This window comes from Pseudomonas flavocrustae (assembly GCF_029872515.1).
Classification (GTDB): Bacteria; Pseudomonadota; Gammaproteobacteria; order Pseudomonadales; family Pseudomonadaceae; genus Chryseomonas; species Chryseomonas aestiva.
The window spans coordinates 569072-595301 of sequence record NZ_JAPDIQ010000001.1 but is presented as its reverse complement, the minus strand read 5'-3'; the positions used below and the strand labels follow the sequence as shown (position 1 = coordinate 595301).

Sequence of the window (26230 nt, the reverse complement as noted above, 5' to 3'; positions counted from 1 at the left end):
GGTGCCGCCGGTTTTCATTCAGGGGGCGGGACGCACATAGCTGGTCAGTACGTGATCCCGCCAGACCCCGTCGATTTCCAGATAGCGCCGCGCCAAACCCTCGCGCTCGAAGCCGAGGCGGGTCAGCAGATGAGCGCTGCGCAGGTTCTCCGGCAGATGGTTGGCCATGATCCGATTCAGGCCCAGCTCGGCGATGACGAAGTCCCGCCCCAGGCGCACCGCCTGGCGCATCAGCCCCCGTCCCTGCCAGGCTGCATCCAGGCCATAGCCCAGGTAGCAGGCCTGGAAACCGCCGCGAACCATCTGGCTGAAATTCACCGTACCTATCACCAGCGGCCCCGCCCGCAGCACCAGGCGCAATTCGCTCAGGCCTGGGCCGCCGGCGCGGTACGCCGCTACCTGCCCCTGCCATTGCGCCAGGGTATAGAAGGCATCCGAGCGCCGTGGCATCGACAGCGCCAGGTGCTGGCGATTGCGCCGATAGTAGTCGGCTACCGCGCCAGGATCGGCCAGGGTCAGGTCGATCAGTTCCACCGCCTCAGTCACGGCGAAGCGGGGCGGATACTGCAGCGGAACGCTCAGGGCGGTCATGGCTTCACCTGCGGTGGCAATTCATAGACCCAGGTGGCGCAGCGCTGCCCGTCCGGACCTTGCCGATCGTTTTCCAGCACCCGCACGCGCCGGAAACCCACCCGTTCGGCGAGCCGTTGGCTGGAGTGGTTGGCGGCCGAAGTGGTGAGAAAGAGCCCCGCCGCGCCCCGCTGCTCGACGAAGTAGCGCAACGCGGCGGTCATCAGGCCCTGGCCGGTATGCAGGCTGTGCAGCCAGTAGCCGATCTCGTAGCGCCGCCCGCCGTCCAGTGGCGTGAGCCCCAGGCAGCCGAGCAACGCGTCACCGCGCACCAGGAAGTAGCGTTTCTCGCCCTGGGCCAGGGTGAAGGCACCGCGCGCGGCGAGCAGGCTGTCGCGAGCCTGGGCGACCGTGGTGTGTTCCCGGGCCCAGCCGAGGAAGCGGCGATGCTCGGCATAGCTCCAGTTCAGCGCCTCGGCGAAGGCCTCGGCCAGGCGTGGTTGCGGCCAGACCAGCGCGAAGTCGGCCAGGGCGATGCGCGGTGGAAAATTCATGGCGGGGTCCCGAAATCCAGGCGCGGCACGGCGGCCAGCAGGCGTTGGGTCATGGCGTGAGCGGGCGCACGCAGTACCCGTTCGGCGCTGTCCTGTTCGACGATGTGGCCGCCGTCCATCACCGCGATGCGATCGGCCAGGTACTCGACCACGCCGAAATTATGGGTGATGAACAGATAGGCCAGCCCCCGCTCCGCCTGGAGCTCGCGCAGGAGATCGAGGATCTGCGCCTGCACCGAGACGTCGAGCGCCGAGGTGGGTTCGTCGCATACCAGCACCTGCGGCTCGACGATCAGCGCCCGGGCGATGGCGATACGCTGCCGCTGGCCGCCGGAAAATTCGTGGGCGAAGCGCTGCAGGGTGTCGCCGGGCAGCCCGACCCGCTCCACCAGGGCCGCGGCGCGGCGCTGGCGCTCGGCGGCATCCAGCTCGGGACGCAGCGCCAGCAAGCCCTGCTCCAGGGTAGCGCCGATGCGCATGCGCGGATCCAGCGAGGCGAAGGGATCCTGGAAGACGATCTGGATCTGCCGCCGTAGCCGCTGCAGGGTGCGCCGATCGGCCGTGAGCAGGTCCTCGCCGCCCAGCTGGGCGCTGCCGCTGATGCGCGGTCCATCGAGCAGCCGCAGCAGCGCCTTGCCGGTGGTGGTCTTGCCGCACCCGGACTCGCCCAGCAGCGCCAGGGTCTCGCCCGCGTGCAGGTCGAAGCTCACCCCGTCCACCGCCCTGACCCAGTCCCGCGTTCGGCCCCAGGCCCCGCGGCGGAGCGGATAGTGCACGGCCAGCTCACGCACCTCCAGCAGCCGCGCGCCCGGCTGGCGCTGCGGCAGGGCACGCGGGGTGCCGGCCAGGGTCTGGCCGCGCTTGGCGAAGGTGGGAATGGCGGCGAACAGCTCGCGGGCATAGGGATGCCGGGGCGCCTCGAAGAATTCCGCGGCCGGGGCGCTCTCGACGATCTCGCCATGGCGCATCAGGGCCACGTGATCGGCCACCTGGCGCACCACCGCCAGATCGTGGGTGATGAGCAGGATGGCCATGCCCAGTTCACGCTGGATATCGGCCAGCAGCGCGAGGATCTGCGCCTGGACGGTGACGTCCAGCGCCGTGGTGGGTTCATCGGCGATCAGCAGGTCCGGTTCGGCGGCCAGTGCCAGGGCGAGCATGATGCGCTGCTTCTGGCCACCGGAGAACTGGAAGGGATAGTCGTCGATCCGCCGCTCCGGCTCGGGAATGCCGACCCGGCGCAGCCATTCCACCACCCGGGCACGGGCGGCAGCACCGCGCAGCACGGTATGGGCGCGCAGGGTTTCCTCGATCTGCTCGCCGATGCGCATGACCGGATTCAGGCTGGTGGCGGGCTCCTGGAAGATGGTGCCGACACGCCCGCCGCGCAGTTCGCGCAGGCGTCCTTCCGGCAGTCGATGCAGGTCGGTCCCGGCCAGCAGCGCCGCGCCGCGGGCGATACCCAGCGACGGTGGCAGCAGCCGCAGCAGCGAGAGCGCCGTGACGCTCTTGCCACTGCCCGATTCCCCGACCAGGGCGAAGGTCTCGCCACGGGCGATGGCCAGGCTCAGGCCGCGGACCGCCTGCCGTGTGCCCTCCTCGCCCTCGACCAGGATCTCCAGATCGCGAATCTCCAGCACCGGGGTCATGGTTGCACCTCACCCTGGCCGGGACGGCGCCTGAGCCAGGCGGATCTCAGCCGGCGACTGCGCGGATCGAAGGCGTCGCGCACGGCATCGGCGAACAGATTGGCCGCCAGCACCAGGGCCAGCATGAAGGCGAAGGCGCTGAGCAGATTCCACCAGATCATCGGGGTCCGGGACATCTCGGTCCGGGCGTCGTTGATCATGGAGCCAAAGGAATTCATGGTCGGATCGACGCCGATGCCCAGGTAGGACAGCACCGCCTCGTAGAGCACCAGGCTGGAGAACTCCAGGGTCAGGGTGATGAGCACCAGGTAGAAGACGTTGGGCAGCAGGTGCCGGCGCAGGATGGTGAAGTGGGAGACGCCAAAGGCTCGTGCGGCCTGAACGTATTCCAGCTCGCGCAACTTGAGCGCCTCGGCGCGCAGCAGACGGCACAGCCCGGCCCAGCCGGTGAGGCCGAGGATCAGGCAGAGCATGAAGAGGCGCAGGTCGGCCCGCGCCGCACCGGTGTCGAACAGCTCGGGATGGCGGTCGATGAACACCTGCATCATCAACACGCAGGCCGCCACCAGCAGCACCCCGGGGATGGAGGTAAGGGTGGTGTAGAGGTAGGTGATGACGTCGTCCACCCGGCCCTTGAAATAGCCGGCGGCCAGGCCGAAGCCGATCGCCGGCGGCAGCATGGCCAGGGTGGTCAGGCTGCCGATGACGAAGGCGGTGCGGATGCTCTTGAGCGACTGGTAGAGGACGTCGTTGCCGGTGCTGTCGGTGCCCAGCACGTGATAGCCGCTGGCTAGGGCGATCACGCTGCCGGTCACCAGGCAGACGCCCAGCCAGGTCAGCAGGATGGCGCGCCAGGGGGTGGCGGTGTGGCCACGGAGGATGAGTCCGCAACGTACCGCGAAACCACCCGTCTCGCGCAACGGTGCCGTCGCCAGGGCCGCGGTCGCCAGGGCCAGCGCCAGACCGCCGAGTAGGCCCAACGTCAGTCGCTTGAGAAGATCGCCCCGCCACTCGGTAGCGGGATCGCTCAAGGTGGTGCCGGCATGCCTGAGGCGCGGGAAATCGCGCAGCGGCAGGCCCTCGGCGCTGGTACCCAGGGTTTCCTTGGTGAACTGGTGGGTGGCGAGTGGCGCGGAATAGGTCTTTTCGCGCTGGGTCAGGCTGGTGTCGGCCAGCAGGCCATCGAGGGCCGAGAGCACCGTGGGGGAATAGATCGGCGCCGTGGCGCCGGGCGTGGCGGGCAACTGGGGCCGGTAGTGCACCGAATCCAGCAGGGCGATGGCGACGAAGCTGGCCAGTATCACGGCCGCGCTCATCGCCGGCGCATCCTGCAGCACCCGCCGCCAACTGGCGCGCAGGGCCGGCTGGCGACGCGTGCGCCAGGCGTAGACCAGGGTACCGGCCACCAGCAGGTAGAGGGCGAGGTCGGTCCAGAGCAAGACGAATTTCGGCATGGCGGCTACCTGAAGCGAACGCGAGGATCGGCGAGGGTGTAGGACAGGTCCGCCAGGATCAGGCCGACGATGTAGAGCACCGAGCCGAGGAACACCATGGTGCGCACCACGGCGAAGTCCTGGCCGTTGATGGCGTCGATGGTGTAGCTGCCCAGGCCGGGAATGCCAAAGAAGGATTCGGCGATCAGGCTGCCCATGATCAGCAGTGGGATGGCCGAGACCACGCCGGTGAGAATTGGCAGCGCCGCATTGCGCAAGACGTGGTGCAACAGCACCTGGCGCTCGGCGAGGCCCTTGGCGCGGGCGGTGCGCACATAGTCCTTGCCGATCTCTTCGAGAAACAGCGCGCGATAGAAGCGCGCCTGGCTGCCCAGCCCGGAAATCACCGCGACCAGCACCGGCAGCGCCAGGAAGCGCAGCAGATTCCAGCCTTCCTCATAACCCGAATAGGGCACCAGCCGCAGGATCTTCGCGAACAGCCACTGGCCGGCGATGATGTAGAACAGCGAGGAGATCGACAGCAGCAGCACGCAGAGCACCACGCCCCAGAAGTCCAGGCGGGTGGCGCGAAAGAACACCAGCAGGAGGGCAAAACCGACGCTCGCCAGCAGGCCGAGGACAAAGGTCGGCAGCGCCAGCGCCAGGCTCGGTCCGGCGCGCTCGGCGATCTCCCGGCCGATGTCGCGACCGCTGTCGGAGGTGCCGAAGTCGAACACCAGCAGACTGACCGACCGGTCGAAGAAGAGGGTATCGGTAAACTGCTCCATCCCTTCACGGGTGGTATTGATGAGCAGTGGCTTGTCGTAGCCGTGCTCTGCCTTCCAGTCCTCGATGGCTTCGGCGGTGACGTACTTGCCACCGATGGCCAGGCGCGCCATGTCGTCCGGGGTGTTGACGGTAAAGAACAGCAGGAAGGTCAGCAGATTCACCCCGATCAGGATGAGCACGCCATAGGCCAGGCGCCGCAACAGATAGCCGATCATGACCGCCCCTCCCCGGTGTCGTCGCCAAAGGCGGTCTGGCGCTCGCGGCGCCGGAGGCTGCGCCAGGCCAGCCAGGCCAGCAGCAGCGCCAGGCCCAAGAGCAGCCACAGCGGCCAGAGCACCGGCCGGTTCCACTCCAGCACCTTGCGCTCGCGCAGCGCCGGATCCAGGCGCAGGTAGCGCAGCTGATCGCGCACCATCTGGGTCGGCTTGGCGTTGTACACCCACTGTTGATAGGCCCCGGCCGACAGGGGATTCCAGCCGAACAGCCAGGGCGCGTCCTGCTGCACGAGGGCGACCATGCGCCGGATCAGCGCCACCTTTTCCGGACCATCATCGAGACTCTTCATCTGCTCGAACAGCCGGTCGTACTCGGCATTGCTGTAGTTGCCGGCATTCTCGCCACCATGCTTGGCCTTGCCCTGGGGGCCGTAGAAGAGGAAGAGGAAGTTCTCGGCATCGGGATAGTCGGCGTTCCAGCCCCAGAAGAAGATCTGCGCCGCGCCCTTGCGCATCTTGTCCTGGAATCTGTTGTAGTCCGAGCCGCGCAATTCCAGCTGGATACCCAGCTTGGCGGTCTGCTGGCGCATCCAGTCGAACATGGCGCTGTCGCCACTGCTCTGGGCGTCGTATTGCAGGATCAGCGGCCGCCCGCTCCTGGCGTCGCGGCCATCGGGATAGCCGGCGTCGGCCAGCAGCTGCCTGGCCTCTTCGATGGGCCGCCGCTCGGGCTTGCCATCCACCAACCGATAGACCACCGGGTTGCTGCCGGCCGGCGGCGCTTCATAGCCCAGCACGCCCGGCGGCAGAGGGCCATTGGCAACCAGGCCGTTACCGTTGAGGAAGACGGTAATGTAGCTCTCCCAGTCGAAGGCGATGGACAGCGCCTGGCGCAACTTGCGATTGCGGGCCTGTTGCTCGGGTGTGGCGCCCTGCCCCACCACCGGATCCAGCCAGTTGAAACCCAGGTACCAGTTGGACGCCTCCACCGCGGTGGGCAACTTGAGGCCGCGCTCGCGATAGAGTTCGGCGGAATCGGCCGAATCACCGGCCTTGGTGCGCAGCGCCACGCCATATTCGCCGCGCTCGACCTGGGGGGTGTCGTAGTAGCCCTGGATGAACTTGCCCATCAGCGGCACCCCTTCCTTTTCCAGGCTGAACACCGCGCGGTCGATCAGCGGCATGGGCTTGCCGCAATCGTCCAGCCGGCCCTGTTCGCGATCCTCGGGCTCTCCCTCGCAGGGATAGGGATCGGCGTGATAATTGGGATTGCGCGCCAGCACATGGCGGCGATTGGGGATGGATTCGGCCAGGCGATAGGGGCCGGTGCCCACCGGCCAACTGTTGAAGCCGAGGTTGTGCTCGGTCATGCCCGGCTGGCTGTAGAAGCGATCCGCCTCCCAGGGCATCGGCGCGGCGAAGGTCATGGCCAGCCAGTAGTTGAACTGGGGGTACTTGCCGATCACCCGCAGGCGAAGGGTGTGCTCATCCAGCACCTCGACCCCGGGCAACTCGCCCCGGCGCAGGTCCAGCCAGGGCAGCGGCGCGCCCTTGGGCAGGCTGGCGCGCAGGGCCTTGTCGGCGGCGCGCAGACCATCGCCAAACGTCTGCATGCCCACCAGGTGCTCGGCGAAGATGGCATAGCTGGGCGAGACCAGCCGCGGACTGGCCAGGCGGCGCAGACCGTAGGCGTAGTCGGCGGCGGTCAGGGCGCGGCTGCCGGTCTCGGGGAAGTCAGGGATCTGGTAGCGATCGGCCAGATCGTCCGGCTTGATCGGGAAGTAACGGTAATTGCCCTGGGCATCGCGGGCAAAGGCCGGGTGGGGCGCGTAGCGGGCGTCGCGGCGGATGGGGATGTCGTAGACGCTCTGAGCGATCTGCGCCGGCGGTGCATCATCCGGCAGGCGCCGGCCCTGGGTGTCCAGGTAATAGGGCGCGATCACCCGCTCCGCGCCGCGGGGGATCAGCTCGTAGGGCCGCTTGAAGTAGTGGTAGCCGTAGAGCGGCTCATAGATGTTGTAGGTGAAGTTGGTCTCGTCGCCTGAATAGGAACTGGCCGGATCCAGGTACTTCGGCGAACGGGTGGTGAAAGCGGTATAGAGGGTATTCTGGCCTTCGGCTCCAGCGCGGTAGGGGCTGTTGATCGGCGTATCGGGTGAACAGCCACCGAGCAGCGCCAGGGTCAGGAGTGCGAGGAGTTGTCTGGACAGTCTGGGCATCGCGTTCCTGCACCGAAAGAGACCTGAGGCGGCAGCATCCGCCTAAACCACTAAGCTTGAGCTATTTTCCCGCGAGGCGCAGCACCCCATGCAATCCCGGAAAGATTTCGACAAGATCGTGCACTGGACCCAGCTGCAGGCCCCGGATGGCCCCGGCTATCCTGACAGTGACGAGCGCTTTTCCCTGGGCGCCGCCTTCGGCCGCCACTTCGGCTTCGCCCGCTTGGGCATCCACCATGAATGGCTGCCACCCGGGCGCCGCACCTCAAGGCCCCATGCCGAGGCCACCGAAGACGAATTCGTCTATGTGATCGCCGGTCATCCCACCGCCTGGATCGACGGCCACGCCCACCGACTCAAGCCGGGCGACGGCATTGGCTTCAAGGCCGGCGACGGTGTCGCCCATACCTTCATCAACGAGACCACGGAGCCGGTGGAACTGCTGGTGGTGGGCGATACCAGCCGGGCGGACAATCGGCTGCACTATCCGCTGCATCCGGAATACACCGCAGGTCTGGGGGATAAGCAGTGGCGGGAGTGTCCGCAGCGGGAGTTGGGGCCGCATGCGGGTGAGGCCCGGAAATCCGGCGGGTAGGCGCGGTTATCGAGGATAGGCTGTGGCTGTTGGACTTCGGCGATGGAGCTGCCTCAACCCAACCTACGTCGAGATGCTTTCGTAGGTTGGGGTTGAGCGCAGCGAAGCCCAACAGGGCCTCAGCAACCACTCTTGGCGCGTGGAAAACGCTGCGCGGTTTTCCACCCTACGCGGGGCTCCCCGTTACCTCCCCCTCTCCCTCTGGGAGAGGGCCGGGGTGAGGGTCGCCTCGACGAAAAAGCCTCGGCACGGCCAGGGCTCTCTGGCAGCAGAACTGCAAGCCCCCGTTACCGCCTGGCCTGGGCCTCGCTCACTGCCGCGCGTAGCGCCAGCAGGTAGCTGTCCACGCCGAAGCCGGCGATCTGGCCCAGGACGATCTCGGCGAATACCGAATGATGGCGGAAACCCTCGCGCGCGTGGATGTTGGACATGTGCAGCTCCACCACCGGCACGGCAAGGATCGCCAGGGCGTCGCGGATGCCGTAGCTGTAGTGGGTCCAGGCGCCGGCGTTGATCAGCACCGCGTCGACGCCCTCCTCGTAGCCCCGATGGATGCACTCCACCATCGCCCCCTCGTGGTTGCTCTGGAAGCTTTCCACCTCGACGCCCAGTTCCGCGCCCAGGGCCGTTAGCCTGGCGTCGATCTCGGTCAGGGTCACGGTGCCGTACTGCGCCGGGTCGCGCTTGCCGAACATGTTGTGGTTGATACCGTGCAGCATCAGGATCTTCATGGGTTCGCTCAGGTCAGGGGAAGGGTCAGCTGGTCGATGACCGGCCGGGTCTCGGGGCGTACGCCGCGCCACCAGGCGAAGGCTTCCGCCGCCTGCTCCACCAGCATGCCCACGCCATCGGCCAGCTGCGCCACGCCCTGCTCCTGGGCCAGGCGCAGGAAGGGCGTCAGCCCCTTGCCATAGGCCAGTTCATAGGCCAGCGCCGCCTGGGTGAAGACGCCCACCGGCACCGGCGGCAGTTCGCCAACCAGGCTGGCAGAGGTGGCGTTGACCACCAGATCGAAGGTCTCTCCTTCCAGCGCTGCGTAGCCCTTTACGCTCAGCAGCGGATGGTTGATCTCCTGGGCTAGCTCAGCCGCCTTCCGCTCATCGCGATTGGCCATCACCAATTCGGTCGGTCCGGCGGCGAGAAAGGGCAACAGGGCGCCACGCACCGCACCACCGGCGCCCAGCAAAAGCACCCGCTTGCCGGCCAGGGGTTGACCGAGATTGACCTCGATGTCGCGCAGCAGGCCGATGCCATCGAAGTTCTCCGCCAGCACCCGCTCGCCCTCGAACTTCAGCGCATTGGCCGCCCGGGCCAGCCGTGCCCTTTCGCTGGACTCGGTGGCCAGCTGGAAGGCCTGCAGCTTGAACGGCGCGGTCACGTTCAGGCCTTGCCCGCCCTGGGCGCGAAAGCGCTGCACGTCGCCAGCGAAGTCTTCCGGCGAGCCCTCGATGGCGCCGTATTCCAGGTCTTGCCCGGTGGTGGCGGCGAACAGGCCATGGATCAGCGGCGACTTGGTGTGGTTGATCGGGCGGCCGATCACCGCGTAGTGGTCGGTCATGCGCAGGGCTCCTGGCTGAACAGCACGCCGTCGGCCTGCAGCCGAGCGATGTCTTCCGCGCTGTAGCCCAGGCTCTGAGCGACAGCAGCGTTGTGCTCGCCCAGGTCCGGCGCCACCTGCTGGATGGTGGTGTCGCACTCGGAAAAGCGGAACGGCAGATTGGGCATGCGCAGGGTGCCGAAGCGCGGGTGCTGCTGTTCCTGGATCATGCCGCGCGCCTTGATCTGGGGATCCTCGATCACCTCGTCGATGCGCTGCACCTTGGCACAGGGCACGTCGATCTCGTCGAGCAGGGCCAGCAGCCGTGCGACCGGATTGGCCGCCACCCAGGCCTTGACGATGGGCAGGATGGCTTCGCGATGGGCGTTGCGGCCGGTGGAGGTATGGAAGCGCAGGTCGCTGCCAAAGCCCGGCTGGTCCGCGTCCTGTTCGACCAGGGCGGCGAAGCGCTTCCAGGAGTCGTCCACCTGGGCGGCGATCACCAGGTCGCCGTCCTGGGCGCGAAACACGCCATAGAGGGTCGAGGTGGGCATGTCGTGGCCGGTCTGCTGCGGTAGGATCTCGCCGCCGGACAGGGTATAGCACTGCACGGCGTACTCGTGCATCGATACCAGGGTGTCATACAGCGCCATGTCGATGTGCTGGCCACGGCCGCTGGTGACCCGCCCCAACAGCGCCGCGTTGATGGCAGCCACCGCATGGGCACCGGTGTACATGTCGCCCAGGGAAATCCGCAGCAATGGCGGGGCCTCGCCGGGCGTGCCGACCATCTGCATGATGCCGCTCTTGGCCTCGGCGATCAGCCCGAAGCCGGCGCGATGGGCGTCGGGGCCGGTGTGGCCGTAGGCGGAAATCGAGCAGTACACCAGTCGCGGATTGCGCGCCGACAGTTCCGCATAGCCCAGGCCGAGCCTGTCCAGGGCGCCGGGTCGGTAGTTCTCGATAAAGACGTCGGCGCTGTCGCAGAGCTGCTGCATGAAGGCCTTGCCGCGCGGGTCCTTCATGTTGACGCTGACGCCCTGCTTGCCCATGTTGAGTTGCAGGAAATAGCCGCTCTGCTGGTCATCGAGGACGAAGGCGTGCTGGCGACCGGCATCGCCACTGCCCGGGCGCTCCACCTTGATCACCTCGGCGCCCAAGGCCGCCAGGCAGCGCCCCACATAGGGGCCGGCGAGGAAGTGGCTGTAGTCGATGACCCTCAGGCCGTGCAGCGGCAGTGGCTGGCTCATACCACGCCCTCCCGCCGCGGCACCATCAGCCGGTGTTCGCCGCGCTGGACCACCTCGCCCTTCTGGTTGATCAGCTCCGAGGGCAGCACCACGATGCCCCAGCCCGGCCTGCTCTTGCTCGGGCGCATGGCGCCGACGCGCACCCTGACGTGCAATTCGTCGCCGACGCGGATCGGCAGGAGGAAATCCCAGGTCCAGCCCAGTGACATGCCTGGCAGGAAGCGGTAGTCGCACTGGGTCTTGAGGCCGTCGGCGATGGACAGCCCCATCAGGCCATGGGCGACCAGACCGCCGAAGTGGCTGGCATTGGCATAGGCCTCGTCGACATGGACCGGGGTATGGTCACCGGTGAGGTCGGCGTAGGCCAGGATGCGCTCCCTGGTGACCTGGTAACTCGGCGTGAGCGCCTCGTCGCCCTCGCGGGCATCCTCGAAATATTTTTCCTGTACGGTCATGGTCGCTGTCACTCGGCTTGGCGGGCGTTGACGGCCAGGGCGTCGTGCACGGCGCGGGCCGGCACGGCCTGGATGAATTCCAGCGCCAGGCCATCGGGCAGGCGCAGCCAGTTGGGGCCCTGGGGCAGTTGCTCCACCCCCTCGAAGCGCCGGGCCGCGGCCAGGGCGGCCTCGAGGTCCTCGCACATCAGCCCCAGATGACCCAGGCGCCCCTCAGGGCCTTCGAAGTCAGGCTTGCTCATGAATTGCATCCCGCCCAGCGTCCAGTACTGACTGGGCTGTTCGACCGTGCCCTGCACCTCGCGCAGGGTCATGCCGAACACCTCGTGGAAGAAGCGGATATGCCAGTGGATGTCCTTCACCCAGATAGCCACGTGTTCCAGATAGGCCTTGGGAATGCTCATGGTTTGGCGTCCTCTTGTTGTCGGTCGGCCAGGGCGCGCTCGATACCCTTGATGCAGGCGACCAGGGTGGCGTTGACCGGCGTGGGCACGCGGTACTGCTGGCCGAGCCGCACCACCGCGCCGTTGATGAAGTCGATTTCGGTGATGGAGCCCTTCTGCAGGCTCTGCAGCAGGGAGGTCTTGAAGGACGGCGGCAACCCTTCCCGTGCCAGCTCCCAGGCCGCCTGGGGCTCGCGCAGGCCCAGCTCGACCCCGGCGGCGCGGGCCACCGCGATGGCCTCGGCGACCGCCTGCAAGGCGGTGTCGCGCAGCTGCGGCTCGCTGTAGAGCTGGCCATAGGTGAGTTGGGTGATGCCGGTCAGGGCACCGGTGGCGACGTTGACCAGCAACTTGTCCCAGAGGGTGCCGCGGATGTTGCTGCTGACCGTGGTGGCCAGCCCGGCGTCCTCGAAGACGGCGGCAACGGCCTGGACGCGTGCCGAGAGCTGACCGTCGAGTTCGCCGATGAGCGTGCGCTTGCCCGCCACCCCGCTACGGATCCGCCCGGGGCCGAGCAGCACGCCGCCGACATAGGTCTTGCCGGCGATCACCCGCTCCTGGCCGACAATCTCGGCCAGCAGCTCTTCGTGACCGAGGCCGTTCTGCAACGACAGCACCAGGGTATGCGGACCGACCAGCGCCCGGGCATGGCTCATGGCCGCGCGGGTGGCGAAGGACTTGACCAGCACCACCACCAGATCCACTACCCCGACCGCCTCGGCGCTGACCGCCGCCCGCACCTGGACCCGGCGACGGCCATCGGCGGTCTCGATGTCCAGGCCGTCACGCGCCACCGCCTCGATATGGGCATTGGGGCGGTTGAGCAGCCAGGTCTCGTGTCCCGCCTCGCTCAACCAGGCGCCAAAGGTGCTGCCCAGGGCACCGGCCCCGAGGATGCAGATCTTCATGGATCGGGCTCCTTGTTTTCGCCCTACCCTAGGCCCGCGCCTGCTATTGAGCTATACAAAGAGCTCAATTCGCCCATCAGGAATTCTGATAATGCTACCCACGGATGGCCTGCCCGAGCCCAAGCTGCTGATGCTGTTCGAGGTGCTCTACCGCACCGGCAGCGTGACCCGGGCCGCCGAACAGCTGGGCCAGAGCCAGCCCACCATCAGCCTCTGGCTGGGCAAGTTGCGCCAGCAGCTGCGCGATCCGCTGTTCGTACGCACGCCTGGCGGCATGAAGCCCACGCCGCAAGCCGAGGCCCTGATCACCCCATGTCGCGAAGTGCTCGAATCCCTGCGCCGGCTGGTGGCCTGGGAAGTCGCCTTCGAGCCCGCCACTGCCCAGCGGCTGTTTCGCCTCTGCCTGAGCGATGCCAGTCACATCACCCTGCTGCCACGGATCCTGGCGCAGCTGCGCGAGGTGGCGCCCGGGGTGCGGCTGGAAGTCGCACGGATCGACGGCAACACCGAACAGGCGCTGGAGATCGGCGAAGCGGACCTGGCGGTCGGCTTCATTCCCTGGCTGGGCGGCAGCCTCTATCAGCAACTGCTGTTTCCCCAGGACTGGGTGTGTCTGGTCAGCGCCCGCCATCCGCGCCTCGGCGAGCAACTGACGGCCACGGCCTATGCCGAGGAGGGCCATGTGCTGGTCAGCGCCGGCACCGGGCAGAAGCTGCTGGAAGCGGGCCTGCTGCGCGCCGGGGTGCAGCGCCGCATCGTGCTGGAGCTACCCGGCTTTCTGGGCGTCGGCGCGGTGGTCGGCAACTCCGACCTCATCGTCACCCTGCCGCGGCACATCGGCACCACCCTGGCGCAGACTTACGGCCTCAGGGTCCACGAATGCCCGCTGCCAGTCGAGGGCTTCGCGGTCAGGCAGCACTGGCACGCGCGCTATCACCAGGATGCCGGCAATCGCTGGTTGCGCGGGGTGCTGCTGGAGCTCTTCAGCCACCATCGCTAGCGCAGTCGCCACAAACGAAAGAGCCCCAGCGCGGGGCTGGGGCTCTTGGGCAGGACGCCTGGACGATCAGTTGTCCAGGGCCGGGCGCTGGCCGGAGATGGCGATGCGCTTGGGCTTGGCTTCTTCCGGGATCACGCGCACCAGTTCGATGCTCAGCAGGCCATGCTTGAGATCGGCACCCTTCACCTCGATATGGTCGGCGAGGCGGAAGGACAGCTTGAAGGCGCGCTGGGCGATGCCCTGATGCAGGAAGGTCACGCTCTCGGCGCTGTTTTCGCGCCGGCCACCCTTGACGGTGAGCACGCCACGCTCGACTTCGATGTCCAGGTCATCTTCCTGGAGACCGGCGGCGGCGATCACGATGCGATACTGGTCGTCACCGTGCTTCTCGACGTTGTAGGGCGGATAGGAGCTGCCAGCGTCGTTGCGCAGCGCGGATTCGAACAGGTCGTTGAACCGGTCGAAGCCGACGGAATGACGGAACAGCGGGGCCAGGGACAGTACATTGCTCATGGTGAATCTCCTGATAGGTTCAGCAAGTTTCGGTATTGCCTGCGGGACCCGACTTCGGCATCCCGCACGAACCTAGATAGGAATTCTCCAAAAAATTTCAAGGACAAAACCCGACGAACGGTAGTGCCCGCTACTTCTTCTTCGGCTTGCGCTTTTTCTTCTTGGCCGCGGTCAGCGGCAGCGCCTGCTCGAAGGCCGAGCGCACCTCCTGCAGGCGGCGCTCCTTGAGGTCGTGGATGCGCTTGCCGCGCTCGGTGGTGAAGTCGATGAGATTGCTGTCGTCGCTCATGTCGCTATCCGGCGAAAGGTGAGATTCAGCCGCAACCCGCTGGCTTTGCGGGTCTTGGCGATCTGGTGCTGCCAATGATGCTGGGTCGCGCCGGCCATGACCAGCAGGCTGCCGTGACCCAGTTCCAGGGAATGGCCGATGCGGCTGGTGCCCTTGCGGCGAAAGTCGAAGCGCCGCGCGGCCCCGAGATTGAGCGAGGCGATCAGCGGATTGGCGCCGAGACTGGCCTCGTCGTCGCTGTGCCAGCCCATGGAGTCCTGGCCATCGCGATAGCGATTGAGCAGCACGCCGTTGAAGCCCCGGCCGCAGGCCGCCTCGACGGCTTCGCGAATCCGCTGCAGCAGGGGTGTCCAGGGCAAGGCGGCGTGGTCCAGGCCGGCGTAGCCGTAGACCACGCCCGGGTCGGCGTACCAGGCCACCTGCCGCGGCACCGGGTGCCAGCGCCCGTACACCCGCACCTGCGGCTGGTTCCAGGGCGTTTCGGCGTCGAGTTGCCGCAGCCAGGCGTCGGCGGTTTCCGCCGCCAGCCAGTGCGGCTGGAAGATCAGCTCGGCATCGTCCAGCTCCAGGCGCTCGACCATGGCTAGACCCGCAGATCCACCTGGGCGCCCACCTGCTCCGGCTCTTCCAGGGCCTGGGCACGCTCGGCGCCGAAGCCCTGGCGCAGGGCTTCGCGCTGCCGGCGACGACGACGCGCCTCGCGGTCCAGGGTGGCTTCGTCCTCCAGGGGTGCGTGGGCGGTCTCGGCCGCCGGCTGCACGGGCGCTATGGGGGCGCTGGCGGGCCGCACCGGGGCGGGATCCAGCTGATTTGGCGGGGTCACGCCGGGCGGCGGAATGGCAGGGATCATGACGGGGACCTCGAATTCGCGGACTGCGGCAAAGAGCGCGTTAGGCTTCTGACTCCGCTTTCGCTAAAATAGCCGGCTTTTTGATAGCTGGGGAGAAGCTTCCACATGGCGTCGCATCAACCGGGACAACGCTGGATCAGTGACAGTGAGGCCGAACTGGGCCTGGGAACCATCCTGGCCCTGGACGGCCGCCTGCTCACGGTGCTCTATCCAGCCACCGGTGAGACGCGCCAGTATGCCCAGCGCAACGCCCCGCTGACCCGGGTGCGCTTCGCCCCGGGCGACGAGGTGACTCACTTCGAGGGCTGGAAGCTCACCGTGCGCGAGGTCTCCGAAGCGGACGGCCTGCTGACCTACCACGGCTTTACCGCCGAGCGCGAGGCACGCAGCGTGCCCGAGGCCCAGCTGTCGAACTTCATCCAGTTCCGCCTGGCCAGCGACCGCCTGTTCGCCGGGCAGATCGATCCCCTGCCCTGGTTCGGCCTGCGCTATCACACCCACGAGCATCGCAACCGCCTGTTGCAGTCCAGCCTCTGGGGCCTCGGCGGCACCCGCGCCCAGCCGATCCCGCACCAGCTGCACATCGCCCGCAGCGTGGCCGACCGGGTCGCCCCGCGCGTCCTGCTGGCCGACGAGGTGGGCCTGGGCAAGACCATCGAAGCCGGCCTGGTGATCCATCGCCAGCTGCTCAGCGGTCGCGCCAGTCGGGTGCTGATCCTGGTTCCGGAAAATCTCCAGCACCAGTGGCTGGTGGAGATGCGCCGCCGTTTCAACCTGGAAGTGGCGCTGTTCGACGCCGAGCGCTTCATGGCCAGCGAAGACGGCAATCCCTTCGAAGACGCCCAGCTCGCCCTGGTCTCCCTGGACTGGCTGGTGCGCGACGAAAAGGCCCAGGACGCCGCCTTCGCCGCCGGCTGGGACCTGCTGGTGGTCGACGAAGCCCACCACCTGGTCTGGCACCCCGAGGGCGCCAGTCGCGAATACAGCCTGGTCGAGCAACTCGGCGAGGTCATCCCCGGCGTGCTGCTGCTCACCGCGACCCCCGAGCAACTGGGCCAGGACAGCCACTTCGCCCGTCTGCGCCTGCTCGATCCCAGCCGCTTCCATGACTTCGCCGCCTTCCAGCAGGAGTCCCAGCACTACCGCCCGGTGGCCGAAGCCGTGCAGGAACTGCTCGACGCCGGCGCCCTGAGTCCGGCCGCCCAGGACGCCATCGGCGGCTTCCTCGGTCAGGAAGGCGAGACCCTGCTGGCCGCCGCCGCAGCCGGCGACGCCGACGCCCGCGCGCGCCTGGTGCGCGAGCTGCTGGATCGCCACGGCACCGGCCGGGTGCTGTTCCGCAACACCCGCGCCGCGGTCAAGGGCTTCCCCGAGCGCGAGCTGCACGCCCACGCCCTGCCCTTCCCGGATGCCTACCTGGACGAGGGCGTCATGCCCGGCCAGTCGCTGCAGCCGGAGACCGAATTCGCCCCGGAAGACGACAACGATCGCTGGTGGCGTCACGACGGCCGCGTCGAATGGCTGATCGACACCCTCAAGGCGCTCAAGCCGCACAAGGTGCTGGTCATCTGCGCGCGCATGGAAACCGCCCTGGATCTGGAAGACGCCCTGCGCCTCAAGTCCGGCATCCCCGCCACGACCTTCCACGAAGGCATGAGCATCCTCGAACGCGACCGCGCCGCCGCCTACTTCGCCGACGAAGAATTCGGCGCCCAGGTGCTGATCTGCTCCGAGATCGGCAGTGAAGGCCGCAACTTCCAGTTCGCCCATCACCTGGTGCTGTTCGACCTGCCGGCCCACCCGGACCTGCTGGAGCAGCGCATCGGCCGTCTCGACCGGATCGGCCAGCGCCACACCATCCAGCTGCACGTGCCCTATCTGGAAGGCAGCCGCCAGGAACGCCAGTTCCAGTGGTACCACCAGGCGCTGAACGCCTTTCTGGCCACCTCGCCGACCGGCAGCGCCCTCCAGGCACGCTTCGCCAGCGAGCTCGACGAGCAGCTGGCCGGTGGCGACGAAGCCACCTGGCAGGCACTGCTGGAACAGGGCGCCCAGGCGCGCGCCGCGCTGGAGACGGAACTGCACAACGGTCGCGACCGCCTGCTGGAACTCAATTCCTCGGGCGCCGGCGCCGGCGAGCAACTGGTCGAGGACATCCTCGACCAGGACGACCAGTTCGCCCTGCCGATGTACATGGAAGAGCTGTTCAACGCCTTCGGCATCGACAGCGAGGACCACTCCGACAACGCCCTGATCCTCAAGCCCAGCGAGAAGATGCTCGACGCCGGCTTCCCCCTCGGCGACGACGAAGGCGTGACCATCACCTACGATCGCAACGTGGCCCTGGTCCGCGAAGACATGCAATTCCTGACCTGGGAGCACCCCATGGCCCAGGGTGGCATGGACCTGGTGATGTCCGGCTCCATGGGCAACACCGCCGTGGCGCTGATCAAGAACAAGGCGCTCAAACCGGGCACCGTGCTGCTGGAGCTGATCTACATCAGCGAGGCAGTGGCGCCGCGCGCCCTGCAACTGGGTCGCTACCTGCCGCCGCTGGCGATCCGCTGCCTGCTGGATGCCAACGGCAACGACCTGGCTGCCCGGGTGGCCTTCGAGACCCTCAACGATCAGCTGGAAAGCGTGCCGCGTACCAGCGCCAACAAGTTCGTCCAGGCCCAGCGTGACTCCCTGGCCAAGCTGATCGGTGGTGGCGAAGACAAGGCCCTGCCCCGCCACGAGGAACGCGTCGCCAAGGCCCGCCAGGCCTATGTGTCGGGTATGGACGAAGAAATCGCCCGCCTGGAAGCCCTGCGCGCGGTCAATTCCAGCGTCCGCCAGGACGAGATCGATCGCCTGCGCCAGCAGCGCGAAGAAGGCCTGACCTACCTGGACAAGGCCTCGCTGCGCCTGGAAGCCATTCGGGTGCTGGTGGCGGGCTAGGCCGGTCGCACTGTTGGGCTTCGCTAGCGCTCAACCCAACCTACGAGACTCGCGCTTGGGCGTGACCTTGTAGGTTGGGTTGAGACGGCTCCATCGTCGAAGCCCAACGGACGGACGCGAACACGCCGCGCTGGCGCTCAACTCAACCTACGGAACTGCGGACGCCCGTAGCATGGAAAACGGCGCAGCCTTTTCCACTGGACTTCTTAGCTGGGGGCGCCCTCACCCCAACCCTCTCCCGAGGGGAGAGGGGGTTATCCGAGCAGGCGTTCCGCCCCGGCAAACTCGTGATCGATCGCCGCGCCCGGCCGTAGGTTGGGTTGAGGCTTTATCGTCGAAGCCCAACGGAAGGACGCGAACCCGCCGCGTTGGCGCTCAACCCAACCTACGGAACTACGGACGCCCGTAGCGTGGAAAACGGCGCAGCCTTTTCCACTGGACTCCGTAGCTGGACACGCCCTCACCCCAACCCTCTTCCGAGGGAGAGGAGGCTGTTCGAGCGAGCGCTCCGCATCATCAGCCCCGGCAAGCTCGGGATCGCTCACCGCGCCCGGCCGTAGGTTGGGTTGAGACGGCTCCATCGTCGAAGCCCAACGGATGGACATGAACCCGCCGCGCTCGCGCTCAACCCAACCTACGGAACTGCTGACTCCGTAGCGTGGAAAACGGCGCAGCCTTTTCCACTGGACTCCGTAGCTGGGCGCGCCCTCACCCCAACCCTCTCCCGAGGGGAGAGGGGGTTATCCGAGCGAGCGCTCCGCTTCATCAGCTCCGGCAAGCTCGGGATCGCTCAGCGCGCCCGGCCGTAGGTTGGGTTGAGACGGCTCCATCGTCGAAGCCCAACAAACGGAGTCGAACCCGTCGCCTTGGGCTTCGCTCGCGCTCAACCCAACCTGCGAAAATACCTCACGCCGCCAGCGTCGCGCCGCCGTCCACCACGATGTCCTGCATGGTGATATGGCTGGCCAGGTCCGATGCGAGGAACAGTACGGTATTGGCGATCTCGTCGGGCTGGGCGATCTTGCGCAGCGGGATGCCCAGCTTGAAGTCTTCCGGCAGGCCGTCCACCAGGCGCTGATAGCCCTCGGGCGAGCCGAGCATGCCGGCCAGCATGGGGGTCGCCGTGGAACCCGGCGAGACCACGTTGCAGCGCACGCCCGACCCGGCCAGTTCCAGGGCCACGCAGTGGCTCAGGGACACCAGCGCCGCCTTGGAGGTGCAGTAGCCGGCCATCTGCAGGCGCGGCACATGGGCGGCGTTGGAGGCGATGTTGACGATGGCGCCCTGGCCCTGGGCCTTGAACAGCGGCACCAGTTGGCGGAACAGGTAGAAGGGACCGGAGACGTTGACGTCCAAGAGCGCCTGCCAGTCATCCAGGCTCAGGCTGTCGCTGGTGCCCAGGCGCAGCACGCCGGCGCCGTTGACCAGCACGTCCAGACGGCGTTCTTCCGCCAGCAACGCCTGGCAGACTTCCTCCACCTGGGCCGCGTCGGCGACGTCCAGCAGTTGGGTACGAAAGGGATAGTCGCTCTCGGCGAATTGCCGGTCGAGGCCGATCACCTCGGCGCCCGCGGCTTGGAAACGCCGCGCCACCTGCAGGCCGATGCCCTGCCCTGCGCCGGTCACCCAGACGCGCTTGCCGGTGAAATCCAGTTGCGTCATCAGGACACTCCTCAGGCGCGGGCGCGCAGCAGATCCAGCCAGCCCTGCAGGGTCGGCTGGGCGGCCAGATCGGCGAAGGTCACGGGCAGGCCGCGCTTCTGCCACTCGCCCACCAGAGTCATGACCTGCACCGAATCCAGACCGAAATCGGTGAGGTTGTCGTCCAGCGCCGGCGCTTCGTCGTCAGCGTCCAGCAGCGGCTGGACCTGGGCACGCAGCCAGGCTTCGTCCAGGGTTACCGCGCCGCCGGTGACCTGGGCGGTGCTCAGGGTACTGCCGCAACGGGTCGCCACGTAGCGCAGGGCCATGCGGTGCTCTTCCTCGCTGAAGTCGGCCACGGCGTCGCCGATCAGGAAGGCCTGGATGTCCCGCATGAAGGCGTCGGTGCAGGTCGTCAGGCAACCGATATGGGCGTAGACGCCGCAGACGATCAGCTGGTCGCGCCGCCACTCGGTCATCAGGTCCTGCAGGTTGGAACGGTGGAAGGCGCTGTAACGCCACTTGGTCAGCACCACGTCACCGTCCTTGGGCGCCAGCGCGTCCACCACCTGCTGCAGCGCGGGATCGGCCTGGGTCAGGCCCGGACCCCACATGTCGTTGAGCAGGGCGCGATCGGCTGGCGGCTGGTCGGTGGGCTGAGCGGTGTAGACCACCGGCACGCCCCGGGCATCGGCCCAGGCGCGCAGCGCGGCGATGTTGGTCACCACCTGGTCGATCAGCGGGCTGCTGTCGCCATAGAACTCGACGAAATAGCGCTGCATGTCGTGGATCAGCAGCACGGCGCGGTCGGCCGCCGGTGTCCAGTCGACCTTGTTGGCGGGAAAGCCGTCGGGCTGAGGCAAGGGATAGGAAGCAAGACGGGGGATAGCCATGGGAAACCTTAGGAACGCTCGGTGGAAGGGGTCTGCAGCTGCTCGCGCAGGCGCCGCTTGTCGATCTTGCCGACGGCGGTGAGCGGCAACTGGTCAAGGAACTGGAAACGGTCGGGCAGCTTGTATTCGGCCACGCCCTGCTCGCGCAGGTAGCGACGCAGCGCCACCGGCTTGAGTGCCGGATCGCTCACCACCAGGCAGGCGCAGCTCTTCTCGCCCATCAACTCGTCGGCGATGGCGACCAGGGCCGCGTGGGTAATGCCGGGATGGCGCAGCAGCAGCCCCTCGATCTCGGCGGCGGCGATCTTCTCGCCGCCGCGGTTGATCTGGTCCTTCACCCGGCCGACCACCTTGAGATAGCCGGCGGCATCGCGCTGGACCACGTCGCCGGAAAAGTAGAAACCCTCGGCATCGAACACCTGGGCATTGTGCTCGGGGCTGCGGTAGTAACCGCGGAAGGTGTAGGGACCGCGGGTGGACAGCAGGCCCGGCTCGCCGTCGGGCACCGGATTGCCGTCCTCGTCGGTGATGCGCACCTCGTCGTCCGGACTCATGGGACGGCCCTGGGTGGTGAAGATGCGCTCGGGCTCGTCGTCCAGGCGGGTGTAGTTGACCAGGCCCTCGGCCATGCCGAACACCTGCTGCAGCTGGCAGCCCAGTTCCACGGGCACGCGGCGGGCCTGGGCCTCGGCGAAGCTGGCACCGCCCACCTGCACCACGCGGAGGCTGGCCAGCCGGGCGCGCTGCTCGGGGGCAGCCGCGGCCTGCAGCCAGAGCGCCACCGCCGGCGGTACCAGGGCCACCCAATCCACCTGATGGCGTTCGATCAGCGCGAAGCACCGCAGCGGCTCGGGATCGCGGGCCATGACCACGCAGCCACCGGCGATGAAGACGCCCAGGGCGCCGGGCGAGCTGAGGGTGTAATTGTGGCCCGCCGGCAGGGCGCAGAGAAAGCGCGTCGCCGGGGTCAGGCGGCAGATCTCGACGCTGCGTCTGAGGCTGTAGTAGTAGTCGTTGTGGGTGCGCGGAATCAGCTTGGGCGTGCCGGTGCTGCCACCGGAGAGCTGGAAGAAGGCCACCTCGCCACAGGCGGTAGGGGTCAGCTGAAAACCGTCCAGCGGGGTATCCAGACGCTGCTGCAGGCTGCGTGCGTCGTCGGCGCCATCCAGCAGCACCTCGCCGAGGCCCGGCGCCACGTCGCGCAATTCGGCGAGGAAGTTGTCGTCGCGGAACAGGTTGTGCTCGCGGGAGGCGATCAGCAGCCGGGGCTGGATCTGCTGCGCATAGGCGAGCAACTCCAGCTTCTGGTGGCTGAACAGGGCGTTGACCGGGGCGATGCCAGCCTTGAGCAGGGCGAAGAACACCACATAGAACTCGGCCACGTTGGGCAGCTGCACCAGGGCCGTGTCGTGGCGCCGCAGCCCGGCGGCCTGCAGGTGGGCGGCCAGCCGACTGGAGCGCTCGTCCAGCTCGGCATAGCTCAGCTGCCGCTCGCCGCAGAGGATCGCCGGCGCCTCGGGCAGGGTCGCGCGGCTGCGCGCCAGGATTTCGGTCATCGGCAGATCGGGCCAGTAACCCAGGGCGCGATAGCGCGCCGCCAGGTCGTCCGGCCAGGGGGTGAATTCCAGACTCACGTGGGGTTCTCCTCGTCGAGCAAACCACAGGCGGCACGCATGGTGCCCAGTTTGGCGGTGACCTCGGCCCACTCCGCCGCCGGATCCGAGGCTTCGACGATGCCGGCGCCGGCGAACAGCCGCAGCCAGTCGCCCTGCACCGTGCCGCAGCGGATGGTGACGACCCACTCGCCGTTGCCCTGGGCATCGCACCAGCCGACCATGCCGGTGAACAGGCCGCGGTCGAAGGGCTCGATACGCTGGATCAGCTGGCGCGCCGCCGCCGTGGGAAAGCCACAGACCGCCGGGGTCGGATGCAGGCGGCAGGCGAGCTGCAGCGCCGAGGTGCGACTGTCGGCCAGTTCGCCATCGATGGCGGTGGACAGGTGCCACATGGCGTTGGTGCTGAGCAGCGACGGCCCTTCGGGCACGTCCAGCCGGCTGCACAGTGGTGCCAGCTGCTGGCGGATGTCCTCGATCACCAGGCGGTGCTCATAGTGATCCTTGCTGGACTCCAGCAGATCGCGGGCGACACGCTGGTCTTCCTGCGGATCGGCGCGACGCTTGGCCGAACCCGCCAGCGGATTGGTGTGGACCCGGGCGCCCTGCTTGCGCACCAGCAACTCGGGGCTGACTCCGACCAGCTCGCCGCCCTCGGCGAGGGGGATGCGGAATTGATAGCCGGTGGGATTCTGCCGCGCCAGATTGGCGAGGATGGCTTCCACGTCGGCGGGTTCCGCCAGGTGGATCTCCTGGATCCGCGACAGCACCGCCTTGCTCAGCTCGCCGCGGCGGAAGGCCTCGATGGCCTCCTCCACCGCCAGGCAGAAACCATCCGCACTGGGCAGGTTGCGCACCTCGCGCACCTGCGCCGGGGCGACTGGCGCGCTGCTGACCGGCGCCGGACGAGCCACCCAGGCATGCTCCCGGGGCACATAGAGACAGGAGGGCCGAGTGGTATCGAAGGGAATGGCACCCATGATCACCGGCTCGGCGATGCCGGCCTGGCGGGCACGGGCGAAGGCCTCTTCCACGGAGTGGAGGAACAGACTGTCCCGGTGCGCACCGCCGCTGGCCGGTGTCTCGACCCGGGCACAGATGCCCCGCCCCTGCAGGACGCGATCACCCGACTGGAACAGGAATGCGGCCTGTTCCCGACGATCGGCGCCTACGTCTCCGACCCGCTCGGCCCTCTTGCTCGTCATTTCGATGAACCTCTACACGAATGATAATGCTTATCAATAAGCAGAAGCTAACTTACTGGATACCGGAAAGTCAATTCGTTAGGGACCGAACGATATTCCCGACTATCCCGCAAATCCTTGAAATAAAAGACAAATACCCACCGGCCGGAAGGCGTCTGGCGATGAGCTCCTGCCCTTCCCCTGGGCGCACACCGGCGGCTTGACCGGAACGACTTGCTGCCAGAGAGCGCTTCTTTGAAAATGAGAGTGATTATCTTACAACCGGAAGGCGTTCATGTTCAGCTTGTCGTCAGTGTTTCGCATTCTCACCACCCTGGTCCTCGCGACCCTGGCGCTGGGCGGTACCGCTCGGGCGGCGGACTGGCCCCGGCAGATCAGCACCGACGGCAGCCAGGTCACCCTGCCCGCCCAGCCGCAACGTATCGTCTCCACCAGCGTCACCCTCACCGGCGCCCTGCTCGCCATCGGCGCACCGGTGGTGGCCAGCGGTGCCACCTCGCCCAACAACAGATTCGCCGATGACCAGGGCTTCCTGCGGCAGTGGGGCGCGGTCGCCAGGCAGCGTGACGTGAAACGGCTGTACATCGGCGAAGCCAATGCCGAAGCCGTGGCCGCCGAGGCACCGGACCTGATCCTGGTCAGCGCCGCCGGCAACGACTCGGCGCTGCGCCTGGTCGAGCAACTCAAGGCCATCGCCCCGGTGCTGGTGGTGGGTTACGACAATCGCAGCTGGCAACAGGTGGTGGAATTGCTCGGTCAGGCCACCGGCCGCGAGGACGCCGCCAGCCAGGTGGTCGCCGATTTCGACCGGCGTGTCGCCGAGCTCAAGGTGCGCCTGCAGCTGCCGCCGCAACCGGTATCGGCCTTCGTCTACAACCCGGCGACGCGCCAGGCCAATCTCTGGACCGCCGCCTCTTCCCAGGGCCAGTTGCTGGAAAGCCTGGGCTTCGAACTGGCGGCGCTGCCGGCGGGACTGGAGACCGGCCATAGCCAGGGGCAGCGCCACGACATCCTTCAGCTCGCCGGCGAAAACGTCGCCACCGGTCTCACGGGCCAGACCTTCCTACTGTTCGCCGCGGACGCCAAGGAAGCCGAGGCGGTACGCGGCAATCCGCTGCTGGCGCACCTGCCGGCGGTCAAGGACAACCGTGTCGAAGCCCTGGGCGCCGAGACCTTCCGTCTCGACCCCTATAGCGCCAACCTGCTGCTGGATCGCCTGGAACAGCGCTACGCCAAGCCTTGAATAGAGCAGTCGTGGCCAGGGCGGTCCGCCGATGCGGCCGCTCCTACAGGTACCGTCTAGCCTGTAGGAGCGGCCCATGGCCGCGATCTGTCTTGTCCATCGCTGATCGCCATGAGTCCCCAGTGGAAAACGCTGCGCGGTTTTCCACGCTACGCCAGGCGCACCGAAGCGGATCAGGTGCCGAGGCTTTCAGCCCTACGCAGACCTCGGGCCAGCGTCCAGCAGAGGGCGGCCACACCAGTGGCGACCAGGCCGAAGACGAACGCCGCCTGCGCCGGCAGCATCAGGCTGGCCAGGCCGCCGAACAGCGCCGCGCCAATGGCCTCGCCGCCGATGTTCTGCGCCGTCCACAGCGCATTGATGCGCCCCAGCAGGCGATCCGGCGTCAGGCGCTGGATCAGCGCGTACTGCACCAGGGCATTGAGCGCGCCCAGGTAGCCGAACAGCACCAGGCACAGCGCGGACAGCCAGAAGCCGGGCAACAGTGCGAACACCGCTACCGCCAGAAAAGTGGCCACCGCGGTCATCAGCAGGGTACGCCCCGGGCGTGGCGCCTGGTTCAGTCGGCCACTGGTGAGGGCGCCGATGGCCGCACCCAGGGGCGCGGCGGCATAGAGCCAGCCCAGGTGTGCGGTATCCAGCCCCCAACTCTCGCCCAGCGACGGATAGAGCACCCGCACCGCATTGGCCATGGTCACCAGGGCGCCGACCAGGGCAACCGCGCCCAGCAGGCGATTCTCGAACAGGAAGGCGATGCCGCCGCCCAGGGCCTCCCAGGGCGTCTCGCGCGGCTGCTCTGGCGGCGGCAACCGCGGCAGGCGCAGCAGCACCAGCAGGGTGATCAGGGTGCCGCAGGCGGTTAGGCCGTAGTTCCAGGCCACGCCGCTCTGGGCAATCAGCAGGGTGCCCAGCGGCGGGGCAACGATGGCCGCCACCCGCACGCTGAGCATGTTCAGGGCACCAGCCTGCACCATGGATTCGCGACCGACGAGGATCGGCGTGACGGCCAGCAGCGCGGTGACGCCGAGGGCGCCAAAGAAGCCGTCCCACAGCGCCAGCAGGTAGATGGCGTTCAGCGACGGCTCGGGCAGGCTGGCATTGACCGCCAGGCCGATGAAGCCCAGGCCGCAGATGGAGCGTGCCGCCAGGATCAGGCGGCGCCGCTCCAGGCGGTCGGCCAGTACCCCGCCGGTGAGCAGGCCGACGAACATGCCGATGCCGGCCATGCTCAGCGCCAGGCCCACCTTGAGCGGCGACTCGGTCAGGGCCTGGACCTGGATGGGGATCGCCACGGCCAGCAGGCCGAGGGACAGCACGGACACCAGGCGGGCGATGAACAGGGTGCGAAAGGCGGCGTGGGACCTGAGCAGGCCGAAGTCGAGCAGGAAGGACGTCTTGGACATGAATCACCGGAAAAACACAGGGG

Annotated in this window: 25 protein-coding genes; 4 read left to right on the top strand and 21 right to left on the bottom strand. The window is 67.6% G+C overall.

Annotated elements, in window-relative coordinates; translation table 11 throughout:
* Positions 1-18: 18 nt before the first annotated feature.
* From OMP44_RS02795 to OMP44_RS02770, 6 genes are read right to left on the bottom strand one after another with little or no spacing between them, the layout of a single operon-like run.
* The gene (locus OMP44_RS02795; protein WP_187979728.1) at positions 19-591 is read right to left on the bottom strand and encodes a GNAT family N-acetyltransferase; all 573 of its coding nucleotides are present in this window, start codon (positions 589-591) and stop codon (positions 19-21) included.
* On the bottom strand, positions 588-1124 hold the full coding sequence (locus tag OMP44_RS02790; RefSeq protein WP_187979729.1) for a GNAT family N-acetyltransferase: 537 nt from the start codon (positions 1122-1124) through the stop codon (positions 588-590). Before OMP44_RS02790 ends, OMP44_RS02795 begins: the two co-directional genes overlap by 4 nt.
* Positions 1121-2773 carry an ABC transporter ATP-binding protein gene (locus OMP44_RS02785; RefSeq protein WP_280306326.1) on the bottom strand — a complete coding sequence of 551 codons (1653 nt, stop codon included), beginning with the start codon at positions 2771-2773 and terminating at the stop codon, positions 1121-1123. Before OMP44_RS02785 ends, OMP44_RS02790 begins: the two co-directional genes overlap by 4 nt.
* Positions 2770-4227 carry an ABC transporter permease gene (locus tag OMP44_RS02780; protein WP_280306324.1) on the bottom strand — a complete coding sequence of 486 codons (1458 nt, stop codon included), beginning with the start codon at positions 4225-4227 and terminating at the stop codon, positions 2770-2772. The genes OMP44_RS02785 and OMP44_RS02780 overlap by 4 nt, the downstream gene beginning before the upstream one ends.
* A 5-nt stretch (positions 4228-4232) precedes the next feature.
* The gene (locus tag OMP44_RS02775; protein WP_280306321.1) at positions 4233-5210 is read right to left on the bottom strand and encodes an ABC transporter permease; all 978 of its coding nucleotides are present in this window, start codon (positions 5208-5210) and stop codon (positions 4233-4235) included.
* Positions 5207-7429, bottom strand: a complete 2223-nt coding sequence (locus OMP44_RS02770; protein WP_273862323.1) for an ABC transporter substrate-binding protein — start codon at positions 7427-7429, stop codon at positions 5207-5209. The genes OMP44_RS02775 and OMP44_RS02770 overlap by 4 nt, the downstream gene beginning before the upstream one ends.
* 88 nt (positions 7430-7517) lie before the next feature.
* Here OMP44_RS02770 and OMP44_RS02765 point away from each other — a divergent pair, with 88 nt between their 5' ends.
* On the top strand, positions 7518-8024 hold the full coding sequence (locus OMP44_RS02765) for a cupin domain-containing protein (RefSeq protein WP_280306319.1): 507 nt from the start codon (positions 7518-7520) through the stop codon (positions 8022-8024).
* A gap of 287 nt (positions 8025-8311) precedes the next feature.
* Here OMP44_RS02765 and aroQ read toward each other — a convergent pair whose 3' ends face one another.
* Genes aroQ through OMP44_RS02735 form a run of 6 tightly spaced genes read right to left on the bottom strand, consistent with a single transcriptional unit; the run spans position 8312 to position 12617 of the window.
* Positions 8312-8755, bottom strand: coding sequence for a type II 3-dehydroquinate dehydratase (gene aroQ / locus OMP44_RS02760; protein ID WP_273862325.1), 444 nt, complete (start codon positions 8753-8755; stop codon positions 8312-8314).
* 8 nt (positions 8756-8763) lie between these two features.
* On the bottom strand, positions 8764-9582 hold the full coding sequence (aroE, locus tag OMP44_RS02755) for a shikimate dehydrogenase (protein ID WP_273862326.1): 819 nt from the start codon (positions 9580-9582) through the stop codon (positions 8764-8766).
* The gene (locus OMP44_RS02750) at positions 9579-10811 is read right to left on the bottom strand and encodes a CaiB/BaiF CoA transferase family protein (protein ID WP_187979737.1); all 1233 of its coding nucleotides are present in this window, start codon (positions 10809-10811) and stop codon (positions 9579-9581) included. Before OMP44_RS02750 ends, aroE begins: the two co-directional genes overlap by 4 nt.
* Entirely contained in the window at positions 10808-11266 is a 459-nt protein-coding gene (locus OMP44_RS02745) for a MaoC family dehydratase (RefSeq protein ID WP_187979738.1), read from the bottom strand. The genes OMP44_RS02750 and OMP44_RS02745 overlap by 4 nt, the downstream gene beginning before the upstream one ends.
* Before the next feature lie 8 nt (positions 11267-11274).
* Entirely contained in the window at positions 11275-11670 is a 396-nt protein-coding gene (locus OMP44_RS02740) for a VOC family protein (protein ID WP_187979739.1), read from the bottom strand.
* A complete protein-coding gene (locus tag OMP44_RS02735; protein ID WP_133861172.1) occupies positions 11667-12617 on the bottom strand; it encodes a ketopantoate reductase family protein in 951 nt (316 codons plus the stop codon). Before OMP44_RS02735 ends, OMP44_RS02740 begins: the two co-directional genes overlap by 4 nt.
* Positions 12618-12708: 91 nt before the next feature.
* Between OMP44_RS02735 and OMP44_RS02730 the strand changes: the two genes are divergently transcribed.
* On the top strand, positions 12709-13617 hold the full coding sequence (locus OMP44_RS02730) for a LysR family transcriptional regulator (RefSeq protein ID WP_133861173.1): 909 nt from the start codon (positions 12709-12711) through the stop codon (positions 13615-13617).
* 66 nt (positions 13618-13683) lie between these two features.
* On the opposite strand, the gene OMP44_RS02725 is transcribed toward OMP44_RS02730, so the two are convergent.
* From OMP44_RS02725 to OMP44_RS02710, 4 genes are all read right to left on the bottom strand, one after another.
* Entirely contained in the window at positions 13684-14130 is a 447-nt protein-coding gene (locus tag OMP44_RS02725; protein WP_017642155.1) for an Hsp20 family protein, read from the bottom strand.
* A 130-nt stretch (positions 14131-14260) separates the two neighbouring features.
* Positions 14261-14419, bottom strand: coding sequence for a hypothetical protein (locus OMP44_RS02720; RefSeq protein ID WP_007160293.1), 159 nt, complete (start codon positions 14417-14419; stop codon positions 14261-14263).
* Positions 14416-15000: an alpha-ketoglutarate-dependent dioxygenase AlkB family protein gene (locus OMP44_RS02715; RefSeq protein ID WP_187979742.1), complete on the bottom strand. Its 585-nt coding sequence runs from the start codon at positions 14998-15000 to the stop codon at positions 14416-14418. The genes OMP44_RS02720 and OMP44_RS02715 overlap by 4 nt, the downstream gene beginning before the upstream one ends.
* A 2-nt stretch (positions 15001-15002) precedes the next feature.
* On the bottom strand, positions 15003-15269 hold the full coding sequence (locus OMP44_RS02710; RefSeq protein ID WP_133861176.1) for a hypothetical protein: 267 nt from the start codon (positions 15267-15269) through the stop codon (positions 15003-15005).
* 105 nt (positions 15270-15374) lie between these two features.
* On the opposite strand from OMP44_RS02710, the gene rapA reads away from it, so the two are divergent.
* Entirely contained in the window at positions 15375-18209 is a 2835-nt protein-coding gene (rapA, locus tag OMP44_RS02705) for an RNA polymerase-associated protein RapA (RefSeq protein ID WP_273862331.1), read from the top strand.
* Positions 18210-19115: 906 nt separating this feature from the next.
* Here the strand turns inward: rapA and dhbA are convergent.
* Genes dhbA through OMP44_RS02685 form a run of 4 tightly spaced genes read right to left on the bottom strand, consistent with a single transcriptional unit; the run spans position 19116 to position 23561 of the window.
* Positions 19116-19871, bottom strand: a complete 756-nt coding sequence (gene dhbA, locus OMP44_RS02700; RefSeq protein ID WP_187979743.1) for a 2,3-dihydro-2,3-dihydroxybenzoate dehydrogenase — start codon at positions 19869-19871, stop codon at positions 19116-19118.
* Between the two features lie 11 nt (positions 19872-19882).
* Positions 19883-20743 carry an isochorismatase gene (locus OMP44_RS02695; protein WP_187979744.1) on the bottom strand — a complete coding sequence of 287 codons (861 nt, stop codon included), beginning with the start codon at positions 20741-20743 and terminating at the stop codon, positions 19883-19885.
* 8 nt (positions 20744-20751) lie between these two features.
* The gene (locus OMP44_RS02690; protein ID WP_280306306.1) at positions 20752-22377 is read right to left on the bottom strand and encodes a (2,3-dihydroxybenzoyl)adenylate synthase; all 1626 of its coding nucleotides are present in this window, start codon (positions 22375-22377) and stop codon (positions 20752-20754) included.
* On the bottom strand, positions 22374-23561 hold the full coding sequence (locus tag OMP44_RS02685) for an isochorismate synthase (RefSeq protein WP_280306304.1): 1188 nt from the start codon (positions 23559-23561) through the stop codon (positions 22374-22376). The genes OMP44_RS02690 and OMP44_RS02685 overlap by 4 nt, the downstream gene beginning before the upstream one ends.
* 274 nt (positions 23562-23835) lie before the next feature.
* On the opposite strand from OMP44_RS02685, the gene fepB reads away from it, so the two are divergent.
* Positions 23836-24804, top strand: a complete 969-nt coding sequence (gene fepB / locus OMP44_RS02680) for a Fe2+-enterobactin ABC transporter substrate-binding protein (RefSeq protein ID WP_280306303.1) — start codon at positions 23836-23838, stop codon at positions 24802-24804.
* Positions 24805-24977: 173 nt separating this feature from the next.
* Here the strand turns inward: fepB and entS are convergent, their stop codons facing one another.
* Positions 24978-26207 (bottom strand): enterobactin transporter EntS, encoded by a 1230-nt coding sequence (gene entS, locus OMP44_RS02675; protein WP_280306302.1) that lies wholly within the window; start codon positions 26205-26207, stop codon positions 24978-24980.
* Between the last annotated feature and the right edge of the window lie 23 nt (positions 26208-26230).

Coding starts and splice junctions, on each gene's coding strand:
- OMP44_RS02795 (WP_187979728.1), bottom strand. CDS start 591: ATGACCGCCCTGAGCGTTCCGCTGCAGTATCCGCCCCGCTTCGCCGTG.
- OMP44_RS02790 (WP_187979729.1), bottom strand. CDS start 1,124: ATGAATTTTCCACCGCGCATCGCCCTGGCCGACTTCGCGCTGGTCTGG.
- OMP44_RS02785 (WP_280306326.1), bottom strand. CDS start 2,773: ATGACCCCGGTGCTGGAGATTCGCGATCTGGAGATCCTGGTCGAGGGC.
- OMP44_RS02780 (WP_280306324.1), bottom strand. CDS start 4,227: ATGCCGAAATTCGTCTTGCTCTGGACCGACCTCGCCCTCTACCTGCTG.
- OMP44_RS02775 (WP_280306321.1), bottom strand. CDS start 5,210: ATGATCGGCTATCTGTTGCGGCGCCTGGCCTATGGCGTGCTCATCCTG.
- OMP44_RS02770 (WP_273862323.1), bottom strand. CDS start 7,429: ATGCCCAGACTGTCCAGACAACTCCTCGCACTCCTGACCCTGGCGCTG.
- OMP44_RS02765 (WP_280306319.1), top strand. CDS start 7,518: ATGCAATCCCGGAAAGATTTCGACAAGATCGTGCACTGGACCCAGCTG.
- aroQ (WP_273862325.1), bottom strand. CDS start 8,755: ATGAAGATCCTGATGCTGCACGGTATCAACCACAACATGTTCGGCAAG.
- aroE (WP_273862326.1), bottom strand. CDS start 9,582: ATGACCGACCACTACGCGGTGATCGGCCGCCCGATCAACCACACCAAG.
- OMP44_RS02750 (WP_187979737.1), bottom strand. CDS start 10,811: ATGAGCCAGCCACTGCCGCTGCACGGCCTGAGGGTCATCGACTACAGC.
- OMP44_RS02745 (WP_187979738.1), bottom strand. CDS start 11,266: ATGACCGTACAGGAAAAATATTTCGAGGATGCCCGCGAGGGCGACGAG.
- OMP44_RS02740 (WP_187979739.1), bottom strand. CDS start 11,670: ATGAGCATTCCCAAGGCCTATCTGGAACACGTGGCTATCTGGGTGAAG.
- OMP44_RS02735 (WP_133861172.1), bottom strand. CDS start 12,617: ATGAAGATCTGCATCCTCGGGGCCGGTGCCCTGGGCAGCACCTTTGGC.
- OMP44_RS02730 (WP_133861173.1), top strand. CDS start 12,709: ATGCTACCCACGGATGGCCTGCCCGAGCCCAAGCTGCTGATGCTGTTC.
- OMP44_RS02725 (WP_017642155.1), bottom strand. CDS start 14,130: ATGAGCAATGTACTGTCCCTGGCCCCGCTGTTCCGTCATTCCGTCGGC.
- OMP44_RS02720 (WP_007160293.1), bottom strand. CDS start 14,419: ATGAGCGACGACAGCAATCTCATCGACTTCACCACCGAGCGCGGCAAG.
- OMP44_RS02715 (WP_187979742.1), bottom strand. CDS start 15,000: ATGGTCGAGCGCCTGGAGCTGGACGATGCCGAGCTGATCTTCCAGCCG.
- OMP44_RS02710 (WP_133861176.1), bottom strand. CDS start 15,269: ATGATCCCTGCCATTCCGCCGCCCGGCGTGACCCCGCCAAATCAGCTG.
- rapA (WP_273862331.1), top strand. CDS start 15,375: ATGGCGTCGCATCAACCGGGACAACGCTGGATCAGTGACAGTGAGGCC.
- dhbA (WP_187979743.1), bottom strand. CDS start 19,871: ATGACGCAACTGGATTTCACCGGCAAGCGCGTCTGGGTGACCGGCGCA.
- OMP44_RS02695 (WP_187979744.1), bottom strand. CDS start 20,743: ATGGCTATCCCCCGTCTTGCTTCCTATCCCTTGCCTCAGCCCGACGGC.
- OMP44_RS02685 (WP_280306304.1), bottom strand. CDS start 23,561: ATGACGAGCAAGAGGGCCGAGCGGGTCGGAGACGTAGGCGCCGATCGT.
- fepB (WP_280306303.1), top strand. CDS start 23,836: ATGTTCAGCTTGTCGTCAGTGTTTCGCATTCTCACCACCCTGGTCCTC.
- entS (WP_280306302.1), bottom strand. CDS start 26,207: ATGTCCAAGACGTCCTTCCTGCTCGACTTCGGCCTGCTCAGGTCCCAC.